The following is a 14863-nucleotide window of genomic DNA, read 5'->3' on the forward strand; positions in this document are numbered from 1 at the left end:
GCTCGGACGGCTCCTCTTTACGCAGTCAGTGAACGGAACGTCGCGCCGCCCTGGTTTACCACGTCGGGGTCTGGAGGCGCGGCCCCGACGCCGGTGAATCGACCCTTCGTGTTCCCCGCCCGGACACGCCGAGCACCATCGAGGTGCAGGGGACGAACGACGCAGTGCCTGAGCACGGCGAGGACGACGGAGGGGGCGAACCAGGTGTGGAGCTTCCGGCGGAGGTGCAGGACGAGCAGCCACTTTCCGTAGATCGTCGCGTCGTACGCCGAGATCTCCGCGAGCTTCGTCGTGTACCACGTCATCGCGCCGAGCCAGAACGGCCGCGCGCCCGTCGCCTCCGGGAACTGGAGATCCTCGGCCGTGGCCAGCTGCCAGGGGAGGTCGGTGAGCGACGCGAGCTCGCGCTGGAACCGCCTCGCGAGGCCGCGCAGGTCTGCCGTCGGCTGCTCGCGCAGGCAGCGGGCCAGCGCGCTCGCGCCGAGGCACGCCACGCTCATTCCCTGCGCGTAGATCGGATCGAACGCGCAGGCGGCGTCGCCGAGGACCACGAGACCTTCCAGGTAGCGCGGCATGCGCTCGAAATGGCGCCTCCGATCCGCAGAGAACCTGTAGGTCGCCGGGGCCGAAAGCGGCTCGGCCTCCTTGATGGCCGCGTGGATGTCGGGCCGCTCGAGGGTCCGCGCGAACTCGACGAACCCCGCCTCGTCGAGCGGCGGGTGGTCGCCGAAGCAGCCGCTGAGGGAGACGAGCCAGCGATCCCCTTCGATGCTGTGCATGAACCCTCCGCGCTTCTGGCCCGGCGGGCGCGGCGAGATGACGCAGAACAGCGGGCTGTCCCGGTAGCGCTCGGGGGGCCTGTAGATCCGGGACGTATAGGCGATGTCGATCGTGACCTTGCTCTCCGGGGGGCGCATGTAGCCGGCGGCCTCCAGCCAGTCGGGCGCCCTCGAGCCGCGGCCGCTCGCGTCCGCCACGAGCTCCGCGGGGAGCTCGCCGGAGCCGCCCCCCGGGCGCTCGACGTACACGCCGGCGACCCGCGCGCCGTCCGCGCTGAGGCGCAGGCCGGCGGCGGTCGTCTGCTCCAGCAGCTCGACGTTCGGGAGCGCGCGCACGCGCTGGCGGACGTGGTGCTCGAGCAGCGCGCGGCTGCACTGGACGAGCGGGATCCCGCTCGCGAACTGCACCTTCCACACGCCGTGGTGGTGCCAGGCGATGTGCTCGCCGAAGTCCCGCAGGAGGGCGCCGCCGGCGGCCATCTCCTCCAGGATGCCGGGGAACAGAGCGCCCAGGATGTCGAGACCGGCCCCGAGCAGCACGTGGAGGTGACGCCCCTGCGGGACGCACCTCCGGACCTCCGGGGAGCCGGGGAGGTGATCGCGATCGACGATAGTCACCCGATCGAAGTGCTCTGCCAGCCCCCTCGCCGCGACGAGCCCGGCGATACCCGACCCCAGGACAACCGCATGCGCGCCCTTGAAGCCGCGCGCGCCGCGGGGCGCAGGATGACCCTCTCCGCTCGGTGCCATGAATGCCTCCGCTCACCCGCTAGAACGCCGCCCGGCACGAAATGGCCGGACGGACATGCTGGATCACGCCCGGTGAGATCATGGGGCGAGCCGCTCACGTCGTCATCGCATCGCTCATCACCTCCTCTCGATCTCGGAGGTGCGGTCTCGCGCGGTCGCGCTTGCCCCCTACCGTGCGCGGCCTTTCGCCGCGCCGATGGGCGCGTCGTAGGCCGAAGGAGCTCTCGCTCGCCCGGAACACGAGCGCAGCTGGACCCTCGCGCTTGCCGCGAGCGAGCCATCCATCACAAGAACCCGGATCCGATCCACAAGCCGGGCTCGTACGCCAGCAGCGCGTGCACATCGCTCGATCCGAGCGCGAGGAAACTCGCCGGAGAGAGCCCGACGAACAGGTGCGAGCCGATCGGGAGCTGGATCCCCCACGCGAAGCGCACGCCGAAGGCGCCGACGCTCTCGAAATAGGGGGAGTCGAAGGAGATGCGGTAATAGCCCGGGGTGATCCCGACCGACATCTCGACGTGCGGGCCCACAGCCATCATGAGCCGGAGCGGCACGCCGGCCGCAATCTGGTGGACGTCGGGCGTGGAGAGGCTCCGGAGCTCGATGCCGATCTCGAAGCGACGTGTATCGCTCACGCGCAGGCGCGCCACGGCGTCGAGATCCAGCGACATGCCGTCCTTGACCGCGAAGCGCGCGGGGACGAAGTAGCCGGAAATACCCAATGAAGTTGCCATCTTGCGCGCGTTGGCCTCCACCTGGTGGCTCGTCCCGGGCTTCGCGGCGGCGCCGTCCGGAGGTGCATCGGGCGCGCGGTCGGGCGGCCCGGCGGCCGCGGGCGCGGCAGGCGCATCCGGCGTGCGGCCGGGCGGCTGTGCGGCGGCCGCGGGCGCGGGCGCGGGCGGGTAGGGGTACGGCCATGCTCCTGCCGGAGGCGGCGCATAGGGGTAGGGCGGCGGATATCCTCCTGCCGGGGGCGGCGGGTAGGGATAGGGCGCGGGGGGCCCTGCCGCTGGCGGCGGCGCATAGGGGTAGGGCGCGGGGTATCCTCCCGGAGGCGGCGCGTACGGGTAGGGGGCGGGATATCCTCCCGGCGGCGGGTAGGGGTAGGGCGCACGACCCGGCGGCGGCGACGGCGCAGGCGCCGCGCTCGCGCCCGCGGGCGGGGCCGGCTCCGGCGGAGCCCCCTCGGGCGCCGCCGTGCGCGCCGGCTGGGCCGCAGCCTCGCCCGCGGCGAGACCCAGGGACAAAAGCGACAGCAGCGCAGGCGCCGCGGCGGCCGCGCGGCGCGCGCCGCGAGCCCGGCGCGCGCGCACGACGGCGGCCGCGAGCCCGAGCAGGAGCGCCAGCGAGACGAGCTGGCCGGTGCTGAGGCCCGCGTACACGCCGCGCCCGGCGTCGCCGCGGAGGAGCTCGATGAGGAACCGGCCCGCGGCGTAGAGCGCGAGCCACGCGCCGAACGCGCGGCCGTCGCGGTGCCCCCGGGCGAGCCAGAGGGCGGCGACCGCGCTGGCCAGCGCGCCGAGCGCCGCCTCGTAGAGCTGCGTGGGGTGCACGGGCAGGCTCGGCGCCCCGAGCGGGACCCAGCCGGCCGCGGCGTGGTCCACGGCGGCGGGGCTGCCGGCGGGGAAACGCACGCCCAGCGCGCCCGCCGTGACGCGGCCGTAATCGCACCCGGCGAGGAAACACCCGGTGCGCACGCAGGCGTACGTGATCCCGAGGCCCGGCACGAGCCGGTCGAGGAACGGGCGCACGGCCGCGCCGCGCCGGAGCAGGACCAGGCACGCGACGACGAGGCCCGCGAGGAGGCCGCCGTACGCGGCGCGGCCGGCGTGGAGCACGGGGCCCCACGAGCCCCGCGCGAGCGCCTCGGGCGCGGCGCGCAGCGCCTCGAAGGCATACCCGCCGAGGAGCGCCGCGACGTAACCCGCGAGGAGCGCGCGGCCCTCGAGGGCGACGTCCGCGCCGTCGCGGCGCACGAGCCGGAAGAACGCCGTCGCCCCGAGCAGCCCCGCGACGGCGACCATCACCATGTACGTCGGCGAGAGCCACGGCGGCAGGCCGTGGCGCTCCAGCCAGAACATCACCGCCCGGCTCACGGCCGCCTCCGGAGGTGCACCAGCATGTAGCCCGCGGGCACGAGCAGCCAGAACGCGGCGCCGAGCGGAAGCGGCGCGCCCGGCGGGCCCCCTTCCAGCCCGTGCCGGCCGGCGCTCAGCCGGCAGCTCGCGCTCGATCCGCTCCCGGCCGAAGGATCGTTGTCCTTGCAGCTCTGGTTGCAATCGCGGCAGTTCTGGTTGCAATCGCGGCAGTTCTGGTTGCAGTCGCTGCAGTTCTGGTTGCAGCCCGCGACGTCCTCGTTGCAGCCCCCGCAGCCGCAGCCGCTGCTGCTTCCACAGCCGCTCTCGCTCGACGCGCCGCTCGACGAGCCGCTCGGGACGCCGGCCGGGGTGGTCGGCTTGCCGTACTGGAGGCAGCGGTCGAGCGCGGCCATGCAGCCCGCGTCCGCGGCGAACGCGAGCGCCCCGTCGCGGCCCGCGATCGGCAGCGCGCCGCACGCGCCGCTGCCCGCGGCCTGGACACACTCCTTCACCCCGTCGATGCTCATCAGCGCGAGCACGCAGAGCGCCTCGGCGCGCAGCGGCTCGGCGTTCACCCACGCGCACTCTTCCTGGGCGTCCGCGAAGGCCGGGTCGGTGCGCTCGTGGTCGCACGTCCCGGCCACGGCGCAGGTGCACACGTCGCGCACCCCGGCGGCGCATTCGGCGATCGACCCCGGGAGGTGGTAGGGGTTTCCGCGCACGGATCTCGGCTCGCTCCGGGGCGGCTCGAGGAGCACGACGCCGTCGGCCGGAGGGCTCGGGCGCGCGGGCCGGTCCGGAGGCGCGAGGGCGCTCAGCGCGACCAGCCACGACGCGTTGACGTAGACCGTGTGATCCCGGGCGACGACGCCCACGGGCAGCCCGGTGACGCGGACGAGGTCGCGCGCCCCGGCGCGCCGCGCGAGCTCCGCCACGATCGCGCCCGCGCGGCCGTCGAGCGCGGCGTCCTCGAGCCCCGCGGTCTCCGGCGACGCCGGCTGTCCCGCGAGGGCGGGCCGATCGAGCGGGCCCGCGGGGGCGCGCTCCGCCGCGAGCGAGCGGAGCACGAACCCGCCCGCGGACGGCTCGAGCGCGCCGAGGACGATCGCGTCCTCCCCGAGCTCCTCCCGCGCCGCGTCCGCGCTGCGGACCAGCGCGGGGACGCTCGCGATCTCCACGCCGTCCACGGCCGTCGTTTCCTCGGTCGCGCCGTGCGCCTCCTCCAGCCGCACGGCCATGTCGTGGAGGGCTTCCTCGGGCAGCGCCGCGAGCACCTCCGGCGCGGCGCTCAGCGCGTCGCGCAGCGGCAGGTCGTCGTAGGGGGGCGACTCGGCGCCGCACGCCCCGAGCGCCGGGATCGAGAGCAGCACAGCGGCACAGCGGAGCGCTTTCGCGAGGACGACCTTGATTTGCATTCCCCCACCCTCGCTCCCTGCGAGCACACGAGTCCTGACAGGACACGCCGCGCCCGGCTGCGCGGGCGGGCGGAACACCTTCGAGGACACCGCCGCGAGGAGACCAGGAAGAGCCTGCCAGAACGAGGCGCGCTGGCCAAGGCCCATGAGGGAGCGAGCAGGCGGGAGCTCGCGCCGATCGCGAGAGGGCTCACGCGAGCTTCACCCGACATCAGGGCGGTTCGCTAACCTGGTGAGACAACCGCGGTGCGGCGGTGCGGGTCCGCCCGCGGACGTCGTCAGGACGGCGGCGCGGCGCTCGCGGCGACCGCCGCGCCGCCGAGCGCCGCGTCGAGCCGGCCGAGGACGCCCGGCCACCCGGCCTTCATGCCTTCGAGCGCCGCGCGCCCCATCGGCGAGTCGAGGTTGAAGCCCTCGTGCGTGAGGGTGAGGCGCGTGCCCGCCCCTTCCGGCGCGAGCTCCCACGTGATGAGCGTGTCGAGCGACCCCGCCGCGAAGCGGTACTTCAGGAGGCGCTCGTGCTCCACCGCGAGCACCTCACACGGCTGCTTTCCCCACTTGCCCATGTCGAGCGTGAAGTGGTGGCCGACGACCGCGCGGACGTCCCCCGCGGCCCACCAGCGCGCGTGGAGCTCGGGATCGGTGAGCGCGCGCCAGATCGCGGCCGGGGAATGCGCGTAGGAGCGTTCGATACGAATGGTCGACGGAGCGGTCATCTCGGCTTCTCCTGGTTCAAGACGTCATCGAGCGCGTCGAGGCGGCGATCCCAGTACTGCGTGAACGCCTCGATCCACGTCTCGACCTCGGCGAGCGGCCGCGGATCGAGGTGGTAGTAGCGCTCCCGGCCGCGCGGCTCCTCGCGCACGAGGCGCGCGGCGCGCAGCACCTGGAGGTGCTCGGAGATCGCTGGGCGGCCGACGTCGAAGCCGCGCGCGAGCTCGTTCACGGCGCACGGCCCTGCCCGCAAGCGGACCAGCAGGTCGCGCCGGATGGGGTTCGCGAGCGCGGCGAAGACATCGGCGTTGGGCACGCCGGACAATATGTCGGAAAGATCCGACGCGTCAACAAAATCCGACGCATCGGGGGGTACCCCAACCCGGGTCGGGTCGCCACCAGGTGTGTACAAGGCGTGATCACTTCCGTCGGGTCCGGGAATACATCGGGGTCACACAGCGAGCCCTCGTTTCAACGTGAGCTCGTTGCAATTTAACTTGACATCGTTGTCGGTTTGATTCCTGCGAGCAGCAGCAGATCGAGCGATGTCGCGCAGGTGCAGAGTTCGCTGCCCGTCGGGACACCTTTGTCTAGGCCACTCAAAAACCTGGAGATGGGATGAAGCCTCGGGGCAAGCCAGGTCGGTGAACGATCCCTGGCCACTCTCGAGGTCCTGATGATGGCCGCCGGCCGCCTGCGCCCCTCGGAGCACCGTCTTTCATGAGAATCGTCGATATCCGCGCCACCACCGTCACCGTGCCGCTCGAGGCGCCCTTGCGCCACGCGAACGGCTGCCACTGGGGGCGCTTCGTGCGCACGATCGTCGAGGTCGAGGCGGATAGCGGCCTCGTCGGCCTCGGTGAGATGGGCGGCGGCGGCGAGTCGGCCGAGGCCGTGTTCCGCGCCATGAAGGGGTATCTCCTGGGCCACGACCCCGCCCGGCTCGAGGAGATGCGGTTCAAGATCGCGAACCCGACTGCCTCTCTTTACAACAACCGTACCCAGATCCTCGCCGCGCTGGAGTTCGCCTGCCTCGACCTGCTCGGGCAGGCCTTCGGCGTGCCCGTCCACGACCTGCTCGGCGGCAAGCTCCAGGACGAGGTCCCGTTCGCGTCCTACCTCTTCTTCCGCTACCCGAACGCCGACGGCTCCGGCGAGGTCCGCACGCCGAAGCAGCTCGCCGAGCAGGCCAGGGCGCTGAAGAAGAAGCACGGCTTCACCTCCCACAAGCTGAAGGGCGGCGTCTTCCACCCCGACTACGAGCTCGAGTGCTACCGCGCCGTGGCCGAGGCCGTCGAGGGCGACCGCATCCGCTTCGACCCGAACGCCGTCTGGTCGACGGAGCAGGGCATCCGCTTCGGGCAGGCCATCGAGGACCTGAACAACGACTACCTCGAAGACCCCGTCTTCGGCCTGCACGCGATGCGGCGCACCCGCGAGAAGGTGCGGATGCCGCTCGCCACGAACACCGTCGTCGTCAACTTCGAGCAGCTCGCCGCCAACGTGCTGGACACGGCCGTGGACGTCATCCTGCTCGACACCACGTTCTGGGGCGGCATCCGGCCCTGCGTGAAGGCCGCCGGCATCTGCGAGACGTTCGGCCTCGGCGTCGCCGTCCACTCCTCGGGCGAGCTCGGCGTGCAGCTCGCGACCATGCTGCACCTCGGCGCCGTCATCCCGAACCTCTCGTTCGCCGCCGACGCGCACTACCACCACCTGAAAGACGACGTGATCCGGGGCGGCCCGCTCCCCTACCGGAACGGCCGCATCCGCGTCCCCGAGGGCCCCGGGCTCGGCGTCCGCCTCGATCGCGAGAAGCTCGCGCACTACGCCGAGGAGTACCGCCGCCTCGGCTCCTATCCCTACGACAAGGACCCGCTGCGCCCGGCCTGGTGCGCGACCGTGCCGAACGAGCGCTGGGCCGATCCGAAGGACGATCGCATCCCCGAGGTGCCCCGATGAGCCTCGCCGAGCGTGTCGCCAGGGCCGTCGACGCCGCGCCCGTCGTCGACCTCCACACCCACCTCTTCGCGCCGCAGTTCGGCGCGCTGAACCTGTGGGGCGTCGACGAGCTGCTCACCTACCACTACCTCGTCGCCGAGGTCCTGCGCGCCGAGCCCAAGGTCTCGCCCGAGGCGTTCTTCGCCCGCGACAAGGCGGCGCAGGCCGACCTCGTGTGGGACGCGCTCTTCGTCCGGAGGTCGCCGCTCTCCGAGGCCACCTCGGGCGTCGCGACCGTCCTCCACGCGTTCGGCCTCGACCCCGCCGCGAAGGACCTGCGCGAGGCGCGCGCCTTCTTCGCCGCGCGCCGGGTCGAGCAGCACGTGGAGGACGTGCTGCGCCTCGCGGGCGTGACCGCGCTCGCGATGACCAACGACCCCACCGACCCCGCGGAGCGCGCGATCTGGGAGGCGGGCGTCGCGCCCGACCCGCGGTTCCACGCGGCGCTGCGCATCGATCGCCTCGTCTCCTCGCAGGACCTCGCGCGCGAGCTCGACCGCTGGATCGCCCGCATGCGGCCGCGTTACCTCGCGATCTCCGTCGAGGAGGTCGCCGCCCCGCCCCGGGCCGTGCTCGACGCGTGCCGCGCGCACGACCTGCCGTTCGCGATGATGATCGGCGTCCGGCGCGCGGTGAACCCGCGCCTCGGCGTGGCCGGCGACGGGATGCGCGCCGTCTCGCTCGCACCGCTCGAGTCGCTCGCCGCCGAGAACCCCGACGTCCGCTTCCTCGTCACGACGCTCGCGCGCGAGAACACCCACGGCCTCTGCGTCGTGGCGCGCAAGTTCGCCAACGTCCTCCCGTTCGGGTGCTGGTGGTTCATGAACAACCCGAGCCTCATCGAGGAGACGACCTCGATGCGCCTCGAGATGCTCGGGCCGACCTTCGTCCCGCAGCACTCCGACGCGCGCGTCCTGGATCAGCTGATTTACAAGTGGCGCCACGCGCGGCGAGCGATCGCGAGCGCGCTGACGCGGCGTTACGCGGCGATGTCCGTCCCGCCGACCGACGCGCAGATCGAGCGCGACGCGCGGGCGCTCTTGGGCGGCATCGCCGGGGAGTGGCTTGGAGCATGACGACCCTCTTCGACATCGCTGGCCGCACGGCCGTCGTGATCGGCGGCACGTCCGGCATCGGGCGCGCGATCGCCCTCGGCCTCGCCGAGGCCGGCGTCCACACCGTCGCCACCGGCACCCGAGGGGACGGGGTGCGATCCATCACGGAGAAGATCCGCGCCCGGGGCGTCCGCTCCCTCGCGGCGACCTGCGACGTCGGCGACCGGGCGACGCTCGACTCCCTGCGCGACAAGGTCCTCGAGGCGCTCGGCGGCGTCGACATCCTCGTCAACTGCGCCGGCCGGACCTTCCGCAAGCCCACCGCCGAGGTCGGCGACGCGGAGTGGAACGGCCTGCTCGACACGAACGTGACGGGCATGCTGCGCGCCTGCCAGGCCTTCCACGCCCCCCTGAGCGAGAGCGGCCGCGGCCGCATCGTCAACGTCGCCTCGCTCTCGAGCTTCGTCGCGTTCCACGAGGTGGCGGCCTACAGCGCGTCCAAGGCCGGCGTCATGGCGCTCACCCGGAGCCTCGGGACCGAGTGGGCGAAGTACGGCATCAGGACGAACGCCCTCGTCCCCGGCGTCTTCGTGACCGATCTGAACCGCGCCCTGCTCGACGGCACCCCGCGCGGGCAAGAGCTGCTCTCGCGCACGCCCCTCGGCCGCTTCGGCGAGGCCTGGGAGCTCATCGGCGCGGCGCTCTTCCTCTGCTCCGACGCGGTGAGCTTCATCACCGGAACCAGCATCGCAGTCGACGGCGGCTTTCTCGCCTCCGGAGTGAACCAATGACCGTGGCGTCTCCCGTGGTCCCGGCGCGTGCCGGCGTCATGACCCGCACCCGCTGGACCGTCTGCGCGCTGCTCTTCTTCGCGACGACGATCAACTACCTCGACCGGCAGCTCTTCTCGCTGCTCGTCCCGTTCTTCGAGAACGACCTGCGCCTCGGGCCGACGGATCTCGCGCTCATCAACGTGAGCTTCCTGCTCGCCTACGGCTTCGGCATGGTGTTCGTGGGGCGCTGGATCGACCGCGTCGGCACGCGCAAGGGGCTCAGCGCGACCTTCCTGCTCTGGAACGTCGCCTCCGCGGCCCACGCCTTCGTCGGCAGCTTCGGCGGCTTCGCGGCGATCCGCTTCCTGCTCGGGGTCGGCGAGGCGGGCAACTTCCCGTCCGCCGTGCGCACGGTCGCCGAGTGGTTCCCCAAGAAGGAGCGGGCGCTCGCGACCGGGCTCTTCAACTGCGGCTCGAACGTGGGCGCCATCCTCGCCCCGCTGCTCGCGGTGCGCATCGCCGAGGCGTACGGCTGGCGCGCCTGCTTCCTCACCCTCGGCGGCGTCGGCGTCGTGTGGATCGCCTTCTGGATGCGCTTCTACCGGCGCCCCGAGGAGCACCCGAAGGTGTCGCCCGAGGAGCTCGCGCACATCCGCTCCGACGCGAAGGAGTCGACCGAGGCCCTCGGCGTCGGCGAGGTGTTCGGCATGCGGCCCGTCTACGCGGTCGCGATGGCGAAGTTCTTCACGGACGCGCCGTGGTGGTTCTACCTCACCTGGCTGCCGAAATTCCTCGTCGGCGAGTTCAAGCTCACGCCGACGTTCATGGCCTACGCGATCCCGGTCGTGTTCATCGTCGCCGACATCGGCGCGATCGGCGGCGGCTGGATCTCCTCGAGGCTCATCGCGAGCGGCCGCTCCGTCGGCGCGTCGCGGAAGCTCGCGATGCTCGCCTGCGCGCTCGCCGCGGTGCCGGTCATGGCCGTCGGGCAGCTCGTCGATGTCCCGAGCGTCGCGGGCATCCCGTCGGTGTACGTCGCGGTCGCGATCCTGTCGCTCGCCGCGGCGGCGCACCAGGGCTGGAGCAGCAACCTCTACACGCTCGTCTCGGACACCCTCCCGCGCCCCGCCATGGCGACGGTGGTCGGCATCAAGACCGCGTTCGGCGTCGTCGGCGGCGCGCTCTTCCAGATCTTCGTGGCCCGGTCGCTCACGCTCACCGGCTCGTACGCCCTGCCGTTCCTGCTCGCCGGGAGCCTGTACCTCGTCGGGCTGCTCGTCTTGCACCTGCTCTTGCCGCGGGTCGAGCCGGTCGTGCCGAAGCGGCGCGTGCCGCAGGCGGTCATCGTCGCCGGCGGCCTGGCGATGCTCGCCGGCATCGCGGCGACGCAGTTCACCCTGAACCGCCCCCCGTACGGCTCCGTCGCCGACTACCGCGCGACGCGCACCGCCCAGCTCAGCGCGACGGGCGCGCCGACCGAGGGCCCCGCCGCCCGCGTGGGCTGGATGGACGCGCGCTGGTACCTCTGGCCGACGGCCAAGGGGACCAAGGCCGAGCTCGTCAAGTTCGACCGCGATGGGCGGCCGATCGTCGAGACCCGGGGCGCCGGCGCCAAGGGCTACACGGGCCCGTCCGCCGCCGAGGTGGAGGCGAGCCGAGCGCCGGGAGGCGCCCCTTGATCACCGCCCTCGGCGCGCCCCGGCGCCGCTCCGCCGTCGCAGCGGACCTCGACACCGTCCCCCTCGCTCCAGCGCTCCCGCCCCGCGGCCTGCGCCCCTGCCGGTAAATCATGTCCTTCACGCTCCGCGATCCTGCCGCCTGTCGCTGGGACCTCGTCTCCCTGGGCGAGGTCATGCTGCGCCTCGATCCCGGCGACGGGCGGATCTCGACCACCCGCAGCTTCCACGCCTGGGAGGGCGGCGGCGAGTACAACGTCGCCCGCGGCCTGCGCCGCTGCTTCCGCCTCAGGTCGGCCATCGTGACCGCCCTCGCGGACAACCCCGTCGGCCGCCTCATCGAGGACCTCATGCTGCAGGGCGGCGTGGACCTCACGCACCTGCGCTGGGTCCCGCACGACGGCGTGGGGCGGACCGTGCGCAACGGGCTGAACTTCACCGAGCGGGGCTTCGGCATCCGCGGTGCGGTCGGCGTCTCGGACCGCGGTCACACCGCCGCGTCGCAGCTCAAGGCCGGCGACGTCGACTGGGATGCAATCTTCGGCCGCGAGGGCGCGAGGTGGTTCCACACCGGCGGCATCTTCGCCGCCCTGTCCGAGACCACCCCGGGCGTGGCGAAGGAGGCCATGGAGGCGGCCCGCCGGCACGGCGTCGTCGTCTCGTACGACCTCAACTACCGCCCCTCGCTCTGGAAGTCGATCGGCGGCCAGGCCCGCGCGCGCGAGGTCAACCGCGCGCTCGCGCCGTACGTCGACGTCATGCTGGGCAACGAGGAGGACTTCACCGCGGCCCTCGGCTTCGAGGTGGAGGACCTCGACGAGGGGCACGCCAAGCTGCACGTCGGCGCGTTCGCGGCGATGATCGAGCGCGTCGTCGCGGCGTTCCCGAACATCCAGGCCGTCGCGACGACCCTGCGCGTGGCGACCTCCGCGACGCGCAACGACTGGAGCGCGGTGCTGTACCAGGGCGGCCGGCTCTACCAGGCGCCCGAGCGCAAGGACCTCGAGATCTTCGACCGCGTGGGCGGCGGCGACTCGTTCGCCTCGGGCCTCCTCTACGGATTCTTGGCGGGCAAGGGGCCGCAGTGGGCCGTCGACTGCGGCGCGGCGCACGGGGCGCTCGCGATGACGACGCCCGGCGACACGACGATGGCGACCCTCGACGAGGTACTCAAGGCGATGAAGATGGGCACGGCGCGGGTGGATCGATGAGCGGGACGAGGAGCAAGCAAGAGGTGCTCGCGTGGATCGCGCACACGCGGATCGTCCCTGTCGTGCGCGCGGGTTCGGCCGACGAGGCGCTCCAGGCCGTCGAGGCCCTGCTCGAGGGCGGCATCGACGTGCTCGAGATCACGATGACCGTGCCCGGCGCGGTGGAGGTCGTGCGCGAGGTCGCCGCGCGCCACGGCGATCGGGCGCTCGTCGGCGCGGGCACCGTGCTCGACGCCCGCACCGCCGAGGCGTGCGTCGAGGCCGGGGCGCGCTTCGTCGTCAGCCCCGCGCTGGACGAGCCGACGGCGAAGGCGTGCCGCGCGATGGACATCGTGCACGCCCCCGGCGCGCTCACGCCCACCGAGGTCGTGGCGGCGCACCGGGCGGGCGGGGACGTCGTGAAGGTGTTCCCCTGCGACGCCCTCGGCGGCGCGTCGTACCTGAAGTCGCTCAAGGCGCCGCTGCCGCATATCCCGCTCATGCCCACCGGCGGCGTGACGCTCCAGAACGTGGGCGCGTTCCTCGCGGCGGGCGCGGTGGCGGTCGGCGTCGGCGGCAACCTCGTGGACCTCAAGCTCCTCCGCGAGGGGCGGCGCGAGGAGCTCGTCGCCCGCGCCCGCGCGTTCCGCGACGCGGGCCGCCCGGATTGAAGCGCGCGCGGGGGGCGCGATCGCCGTTCGTCGACTCGGTCGCGGCCAGCGCCGACGGCGGAGATCGACGCGGCGCCGCGCGCCGCGACCGGCGCGGTGTGAGACAGAAACGTAAGTAAAATCAATGACTTACGGTGCCAGCGGGCCATCCCGGCACCCTCGATAACCCAGGGGCTTCGAACATGATCCAATCGAAGGTTGCGAACCTATTCGGTGCGTCGATTTTCTTCGTCGTGGCGGCGGCGCACGCCCAGACCCCCCCGCCGGCGCCGGCGGTGTCTCCTCCGGGCGCGACGCCTCCCCCGGCGGCGGCAGCGCCGGGCCAGCCGGCGGCGACACAAGCCCCCCAGCCGGCCGACGCCGGCATGACGCAGGTGCCGACGGGCACGCAGGCGCCGGCCACGCCGCCGCCGCTGCCGGGGACCGAGGCCGCGGCCGCGGCGCCGCCGCCGGCCCCCCCGGCGGAGCTGGCCAAGCCCGCCGCCGCGATCCCCGTCCCCGTGACCTCGAAGTGGAAGGCCTCGATCTACGGGATGGCGGAGTTCGACGTCATGCACGACTCCACCCAGAGCTTCGGCGAGTCGGTGGGGGCCACGGTGATCCAGCGCGACGACACCTATGCTGGGTCACACGGCCGCACGCATTTCACGACGCGCAACTCCAGGTTCGGCGTCAAGGTGAGCGCGCCGGAGTACGCGGGGATCAAGACCACCGCCGTCCTGGAGCTCGACTTCTTCGGCAACCAGCCGCCCGGCATCTCCGAGGCCTCGCTGGTGAGCAACGGCACCTTCCGCCTGCGTCAGGCCAACCTCAAGGTGGAATCGGAGTACGTCGACGTGCTGCTCGGCCAGACGTATCACCTGTTCGGATGGCAGCCGTTCTTCTTCCCGGCCACCACGTCCTTCTTCCCGGTGATGAACCAGGTCTTCGGGCGGATGCCGCAGCTGCGCGTCGGCCACACCTTCAAGACCGAGCCCTCCAACGTGGAGATCGCGGTCGCCGCCGTGAAGCCGCCGCAGCGCGACTCCGAGGTGCCCGACCTGCAGGCGGGGCTGCGCTTCGGCCTCAACGGCTGGAAGGGCATCCACACGCTCGGCGCCGGGGGGATGTTGATCGACCCGCTGACCCTCGGCGTCTCGGGCGTCTTCCGCCACTTCAGGGTCAACGAGCACTCGGCCGCTCCGGTCGACTCGAATTCGGCGAACGGCTACGGGATCTCCGTCGACGCGCTGGTCCCCATCATCCCGGCGAGCGCGCTGGACGATCCCGGCAACGCGCTGACGCTCACCGGCTCGTTCTTCGCCGGCACCGGCGTCTCCGACATGGCCGGCGTCGCCAACAACGTGCCGCACGCGCCGCTCCCCGACGAGGCGGTCTACACGCCGAACATCGACAACGGCCTCGCGGTCTACGACGCGAACGGCCGCCTGAAGACGATCGGCTGGAAAGGCATGATGGTGGGGCTCCAGTACTATCTCCCCCCCTCGGGGCGCGTCTCCGCCTCCGTCAACTACACCCAGGGGTGGTCGGACCGGGTGACGGCGGAGAACGGCTACAGCGCCCTCCGCACCGCGTTCCGCGAGTCGCGCTACATCGATGGCAATCTGTTCGCCGACGTCACGCCTGCCGTCCGCCTGGGCCTGTCGTACCAGCGCTCCGAGCAGACCTTCGCCGACGACGTGACCGCGCTCAACCACCGCTTCAAGTTCTCTGCCTATTGCTTCTTTTAGACCTCATGTGGGGAATGGGGCGCGCCAGGCG

At 72.6% G+C, this 14863-nt stretch carries 12 protein-coding genes; 7 read left to right on the forward strand and 5 right to left on the reverse strand.

Annotated elements, in window-relative coordinates; all coding sequences use genetic code 11:
- Positions 1–17: 17 nt before the first annotated feature.
- The 5 genes from WMF43_RS09935 to WMF43_RS09955 all read right to left on the reverse strand — a co-directional run bounded on the left by WMF43_RS09935 (position 18) and on the right by WMF43_RS09955 (position 6052).
- Positions 18–1529: an FAD-dependent oxidoreductase gene (locus tag WMF43_RS09935; RefSeq protein WP_437679250.1), complete on the reverse strand. Its 1512-nt coding sequence runs from the start codon at positions 1527–1529 to the stop codon at positions 18–20.
- 284 nt (positions 1530–1813) lie between these two features.
- Positions 1814–3625 (reverse strand): prolipoprotein diacylglyceryl transferase, encoded by a 1812-nt coding sequence (locus WMF43_RS09940; RefSeq protein ID WP_437679251.1) that lies wholly within the window; start codon positions 3623–3625, stop codon positions 1814–1816.
- On the reverse strand, positions 3622–5022 hold the full coding sequence (locus WMF43_RS09945) for a hypothetical protein (RefSeq protein WP_437679252.1): 1401 nt from the start codon (positions 5020–5022) through the stop codon (positions 3622–3624). The genes WMF43_RS09940 and WMF43_RS09945 overlap by 4 nt, the downstream gene beginning before the upstream one ends.
- A 278-nt stretch (positions 5023–5300) precedes the next feature.
- Positions 5301–5738: an SRPBCC family protein gene (locus tag WMF43_RS09950; RefSeq protein WP_437679253.1), complete on the reverse strand. Its 438-nt coding sequence runs from the start codon at positions 5736–5738 to the stop codon at positions 5301–5303.
- A complete protein-coding gene (locus WMF43_RS09955; RefSeq protein WP_437679254.1) occupies positions 5735–6052 on the reverse strand; it encodes an ArsR/SmtB family transcription factor in 318 nt (105 codons plus the stop codon). The genes WMF43_RS09950 and WMF43_RS09955 overlap by 4 nt, the downstream gene beginning before the upstream one ends.
- A gap of 404 nt (positions 6053–6456) precedes the next feature.
- Here WMF43_RS09955 and WMF43_RS09960 point away from each other — a divergent pair, with 404 nt between their 5' ends.
- The 7 genes from WMF43_RS09960 (at position 6457) to WMF43_RS09990 (ending at position 14832) form a co-directional block, all read left to right on the forward strand.
- Positions 6457–7698, forward strand: coding sequence for an enolase C-terminal domain-like protein (locus tag WMF43_RS09960; RefSeq protein ID WP_437679255.1), 1242 nt, complete (start codon positions 6457–6459; stop codon positions 7696–7698).
- Positions 7695–8813 carry a hypothetical protein gene (locus tag WMF43_RS09965; protein WP_437679256.1) on the forward strand — a complete coding sequence of 373 codons (1119 nt, stop codon included), beginning with the start codon at positions 7695–7697 and terminating at the stop codon, positions 8811–8813. Before WMF43_RS09960 ends, WMF43_RS09965 begins: the two co-directional genes overlap by 4 nt.
- Positions 8810–9583: an SDR family NAD(P)-dependent oxidoreductase gene (locus WMF43_RS09970; RefSeq protein WP_437679257.1), complete on the forward strand. Its 774-nt coding sequence runs from the start codon at positions 8810–8812 to the stop codon at positions 9581–9583. Before WMF43_RS09965 ends, WMF43_RS09970 begins: the two co-directional genes overlap by 4 nt.
- Positions 9580–11244, forward strand: a complete 1665-nt coding sequence (locus WMF43_RS09975) for an MFS transporter (protein ID WP_437679258.1) — start codon at positions 9580–9582, stop codon at positions 11242–11244. The genes WMF43_RS09970 and WMF43_RS09975 overlap by 4 nt, the downstream gene beginning before the upstream one ends.
- A 110-nt stretch (positions 11245–11354) precedes the next feature.
- Positions 11355–12452 (forward strand): PfkB family carbohydrate kinase, encoded by a 1098-nt coding sequence (locus tag WMF43_RS09980; RefSeq protein WP_437679259.1) that lies wholly within the window; start codon positions 11355–11357, stop codon positions 12450–12452.
- Positions 12449–13102, forward strand: a complete 654-nt coding sequence (locus WMF43_RS09985) for a bifunctional 4-hydroxy-2-oxoglutarate aldolase/2-dehydro-3-deoxy-phosphogluconate aldolase (RefSeq protein ID WP_437679260.1) — start codon at positions 12449–12451, stop codon at positions 13100–13102. Before WMF43_RS09980 ends, WMF43_RS09985 begins: the two co-directional genes overlap by 4 nt.
- A 182-nt stretch (positions 13103–13284) precedes the next feature.
- Positions 13285–14832, forward strand: coding sequence for a hypothetical protein (locus tag WMF43_RS09990; RefSeq protein WP_437679261.1), 1548 nt, complete (start codon positions 13285–13287; stop codon positions 14830–14832).
- Positions 14833–14863: the final 31 nt, after the last annotated feature.

Origin of the sequence: Sorangium sp. So ce131 (genome assembly GCF_051519095.1) — a bacterium.
Classification (GTDB): domain Bacteria; phylum Myxococcota_A; class Polyangia; order Polyangiales; family Polyangiaceae; genus Sorangium.

What these genes read in the sequence shown, in the direction of transcription:
- WMF43_RS09935 (WP_437679250.1), bottom strand. Translation starts at nt 1,529, where the DNA reads ATGGCACCGAGCGGAGAGGGTCATCCTGCGCCCCGCGGCGCGCGCGGC.
- WMF43_RS09945 (WP_437679252.1), bottom strand. Translation starts at nt 5,022, where the DNA reads ATGCAAATCAAGGTCGTCCTCGCGAAAGCGCTCCGCTGTGCCGCTGTG.
- WMF43_RS09950 (WP_437679253.1), bottom strand. Translation starts at nt 5,738, where the DNA reads ATGACCGCTCCGTCGACCATTCGTATCGAACGCTCCTACGCGCATTCC.
- WMF43_RS09960 (WP_437679255.1), top strand. Translation starts at nt 6,457, where the DNA reads ATGAGAATCGTCGATATCCGCGCCACCACCGTCACCGTGCCGCTCGAG.
- WMF43_RS09965 (WP_437679256.1), top strand. Translation starts at nt 7,695, where the DNA reads ATGAGCCTCGCCGAGCGTGTCGCCAGGGCCGTCGACGCCGCGCCCGTC.
- WMF43_RS09970 (WP_437679257.1), top strand. Translation starts at nt 8,810, where the DNA reads ATGACGACCCTCTTCGACATCGCTGGCCGCACGGCCGTCGTGATCGGC.
- WMF43_RS09975 (WP_437679258.1), top strand. Translation starts at nt 9,580, where the DNA reads ATGACCGTGGCGTCTCCCGTGGTCCCGGCGCGTGCCGGCGTCATGACC.
- WMF43_RS09980 (WP_437679259.1), top strand. Translation starts at nt 11,355, where the DNA reads ATGTCCTTCACGCTCCGCGATCCTGCCGCCTGTCGCTGGGACCTCGTC.
- WMF43_RS09985 (WP_437679260.1), top strand. Translation starts at nt 12,449, where the DNA reads ATGAGCGGGACGAGGAGCAAGCAAGAGGTGCTCGCGTGGATCGCGCAC.
- WMF43_RS09990 (WP_437679261.1), top strand. Translation starts at nt 13,285, where the DNA reads ATGATCCAATCGAAGGTTGCGAACCTATTCGGTGCGTCGATTTTCTTC.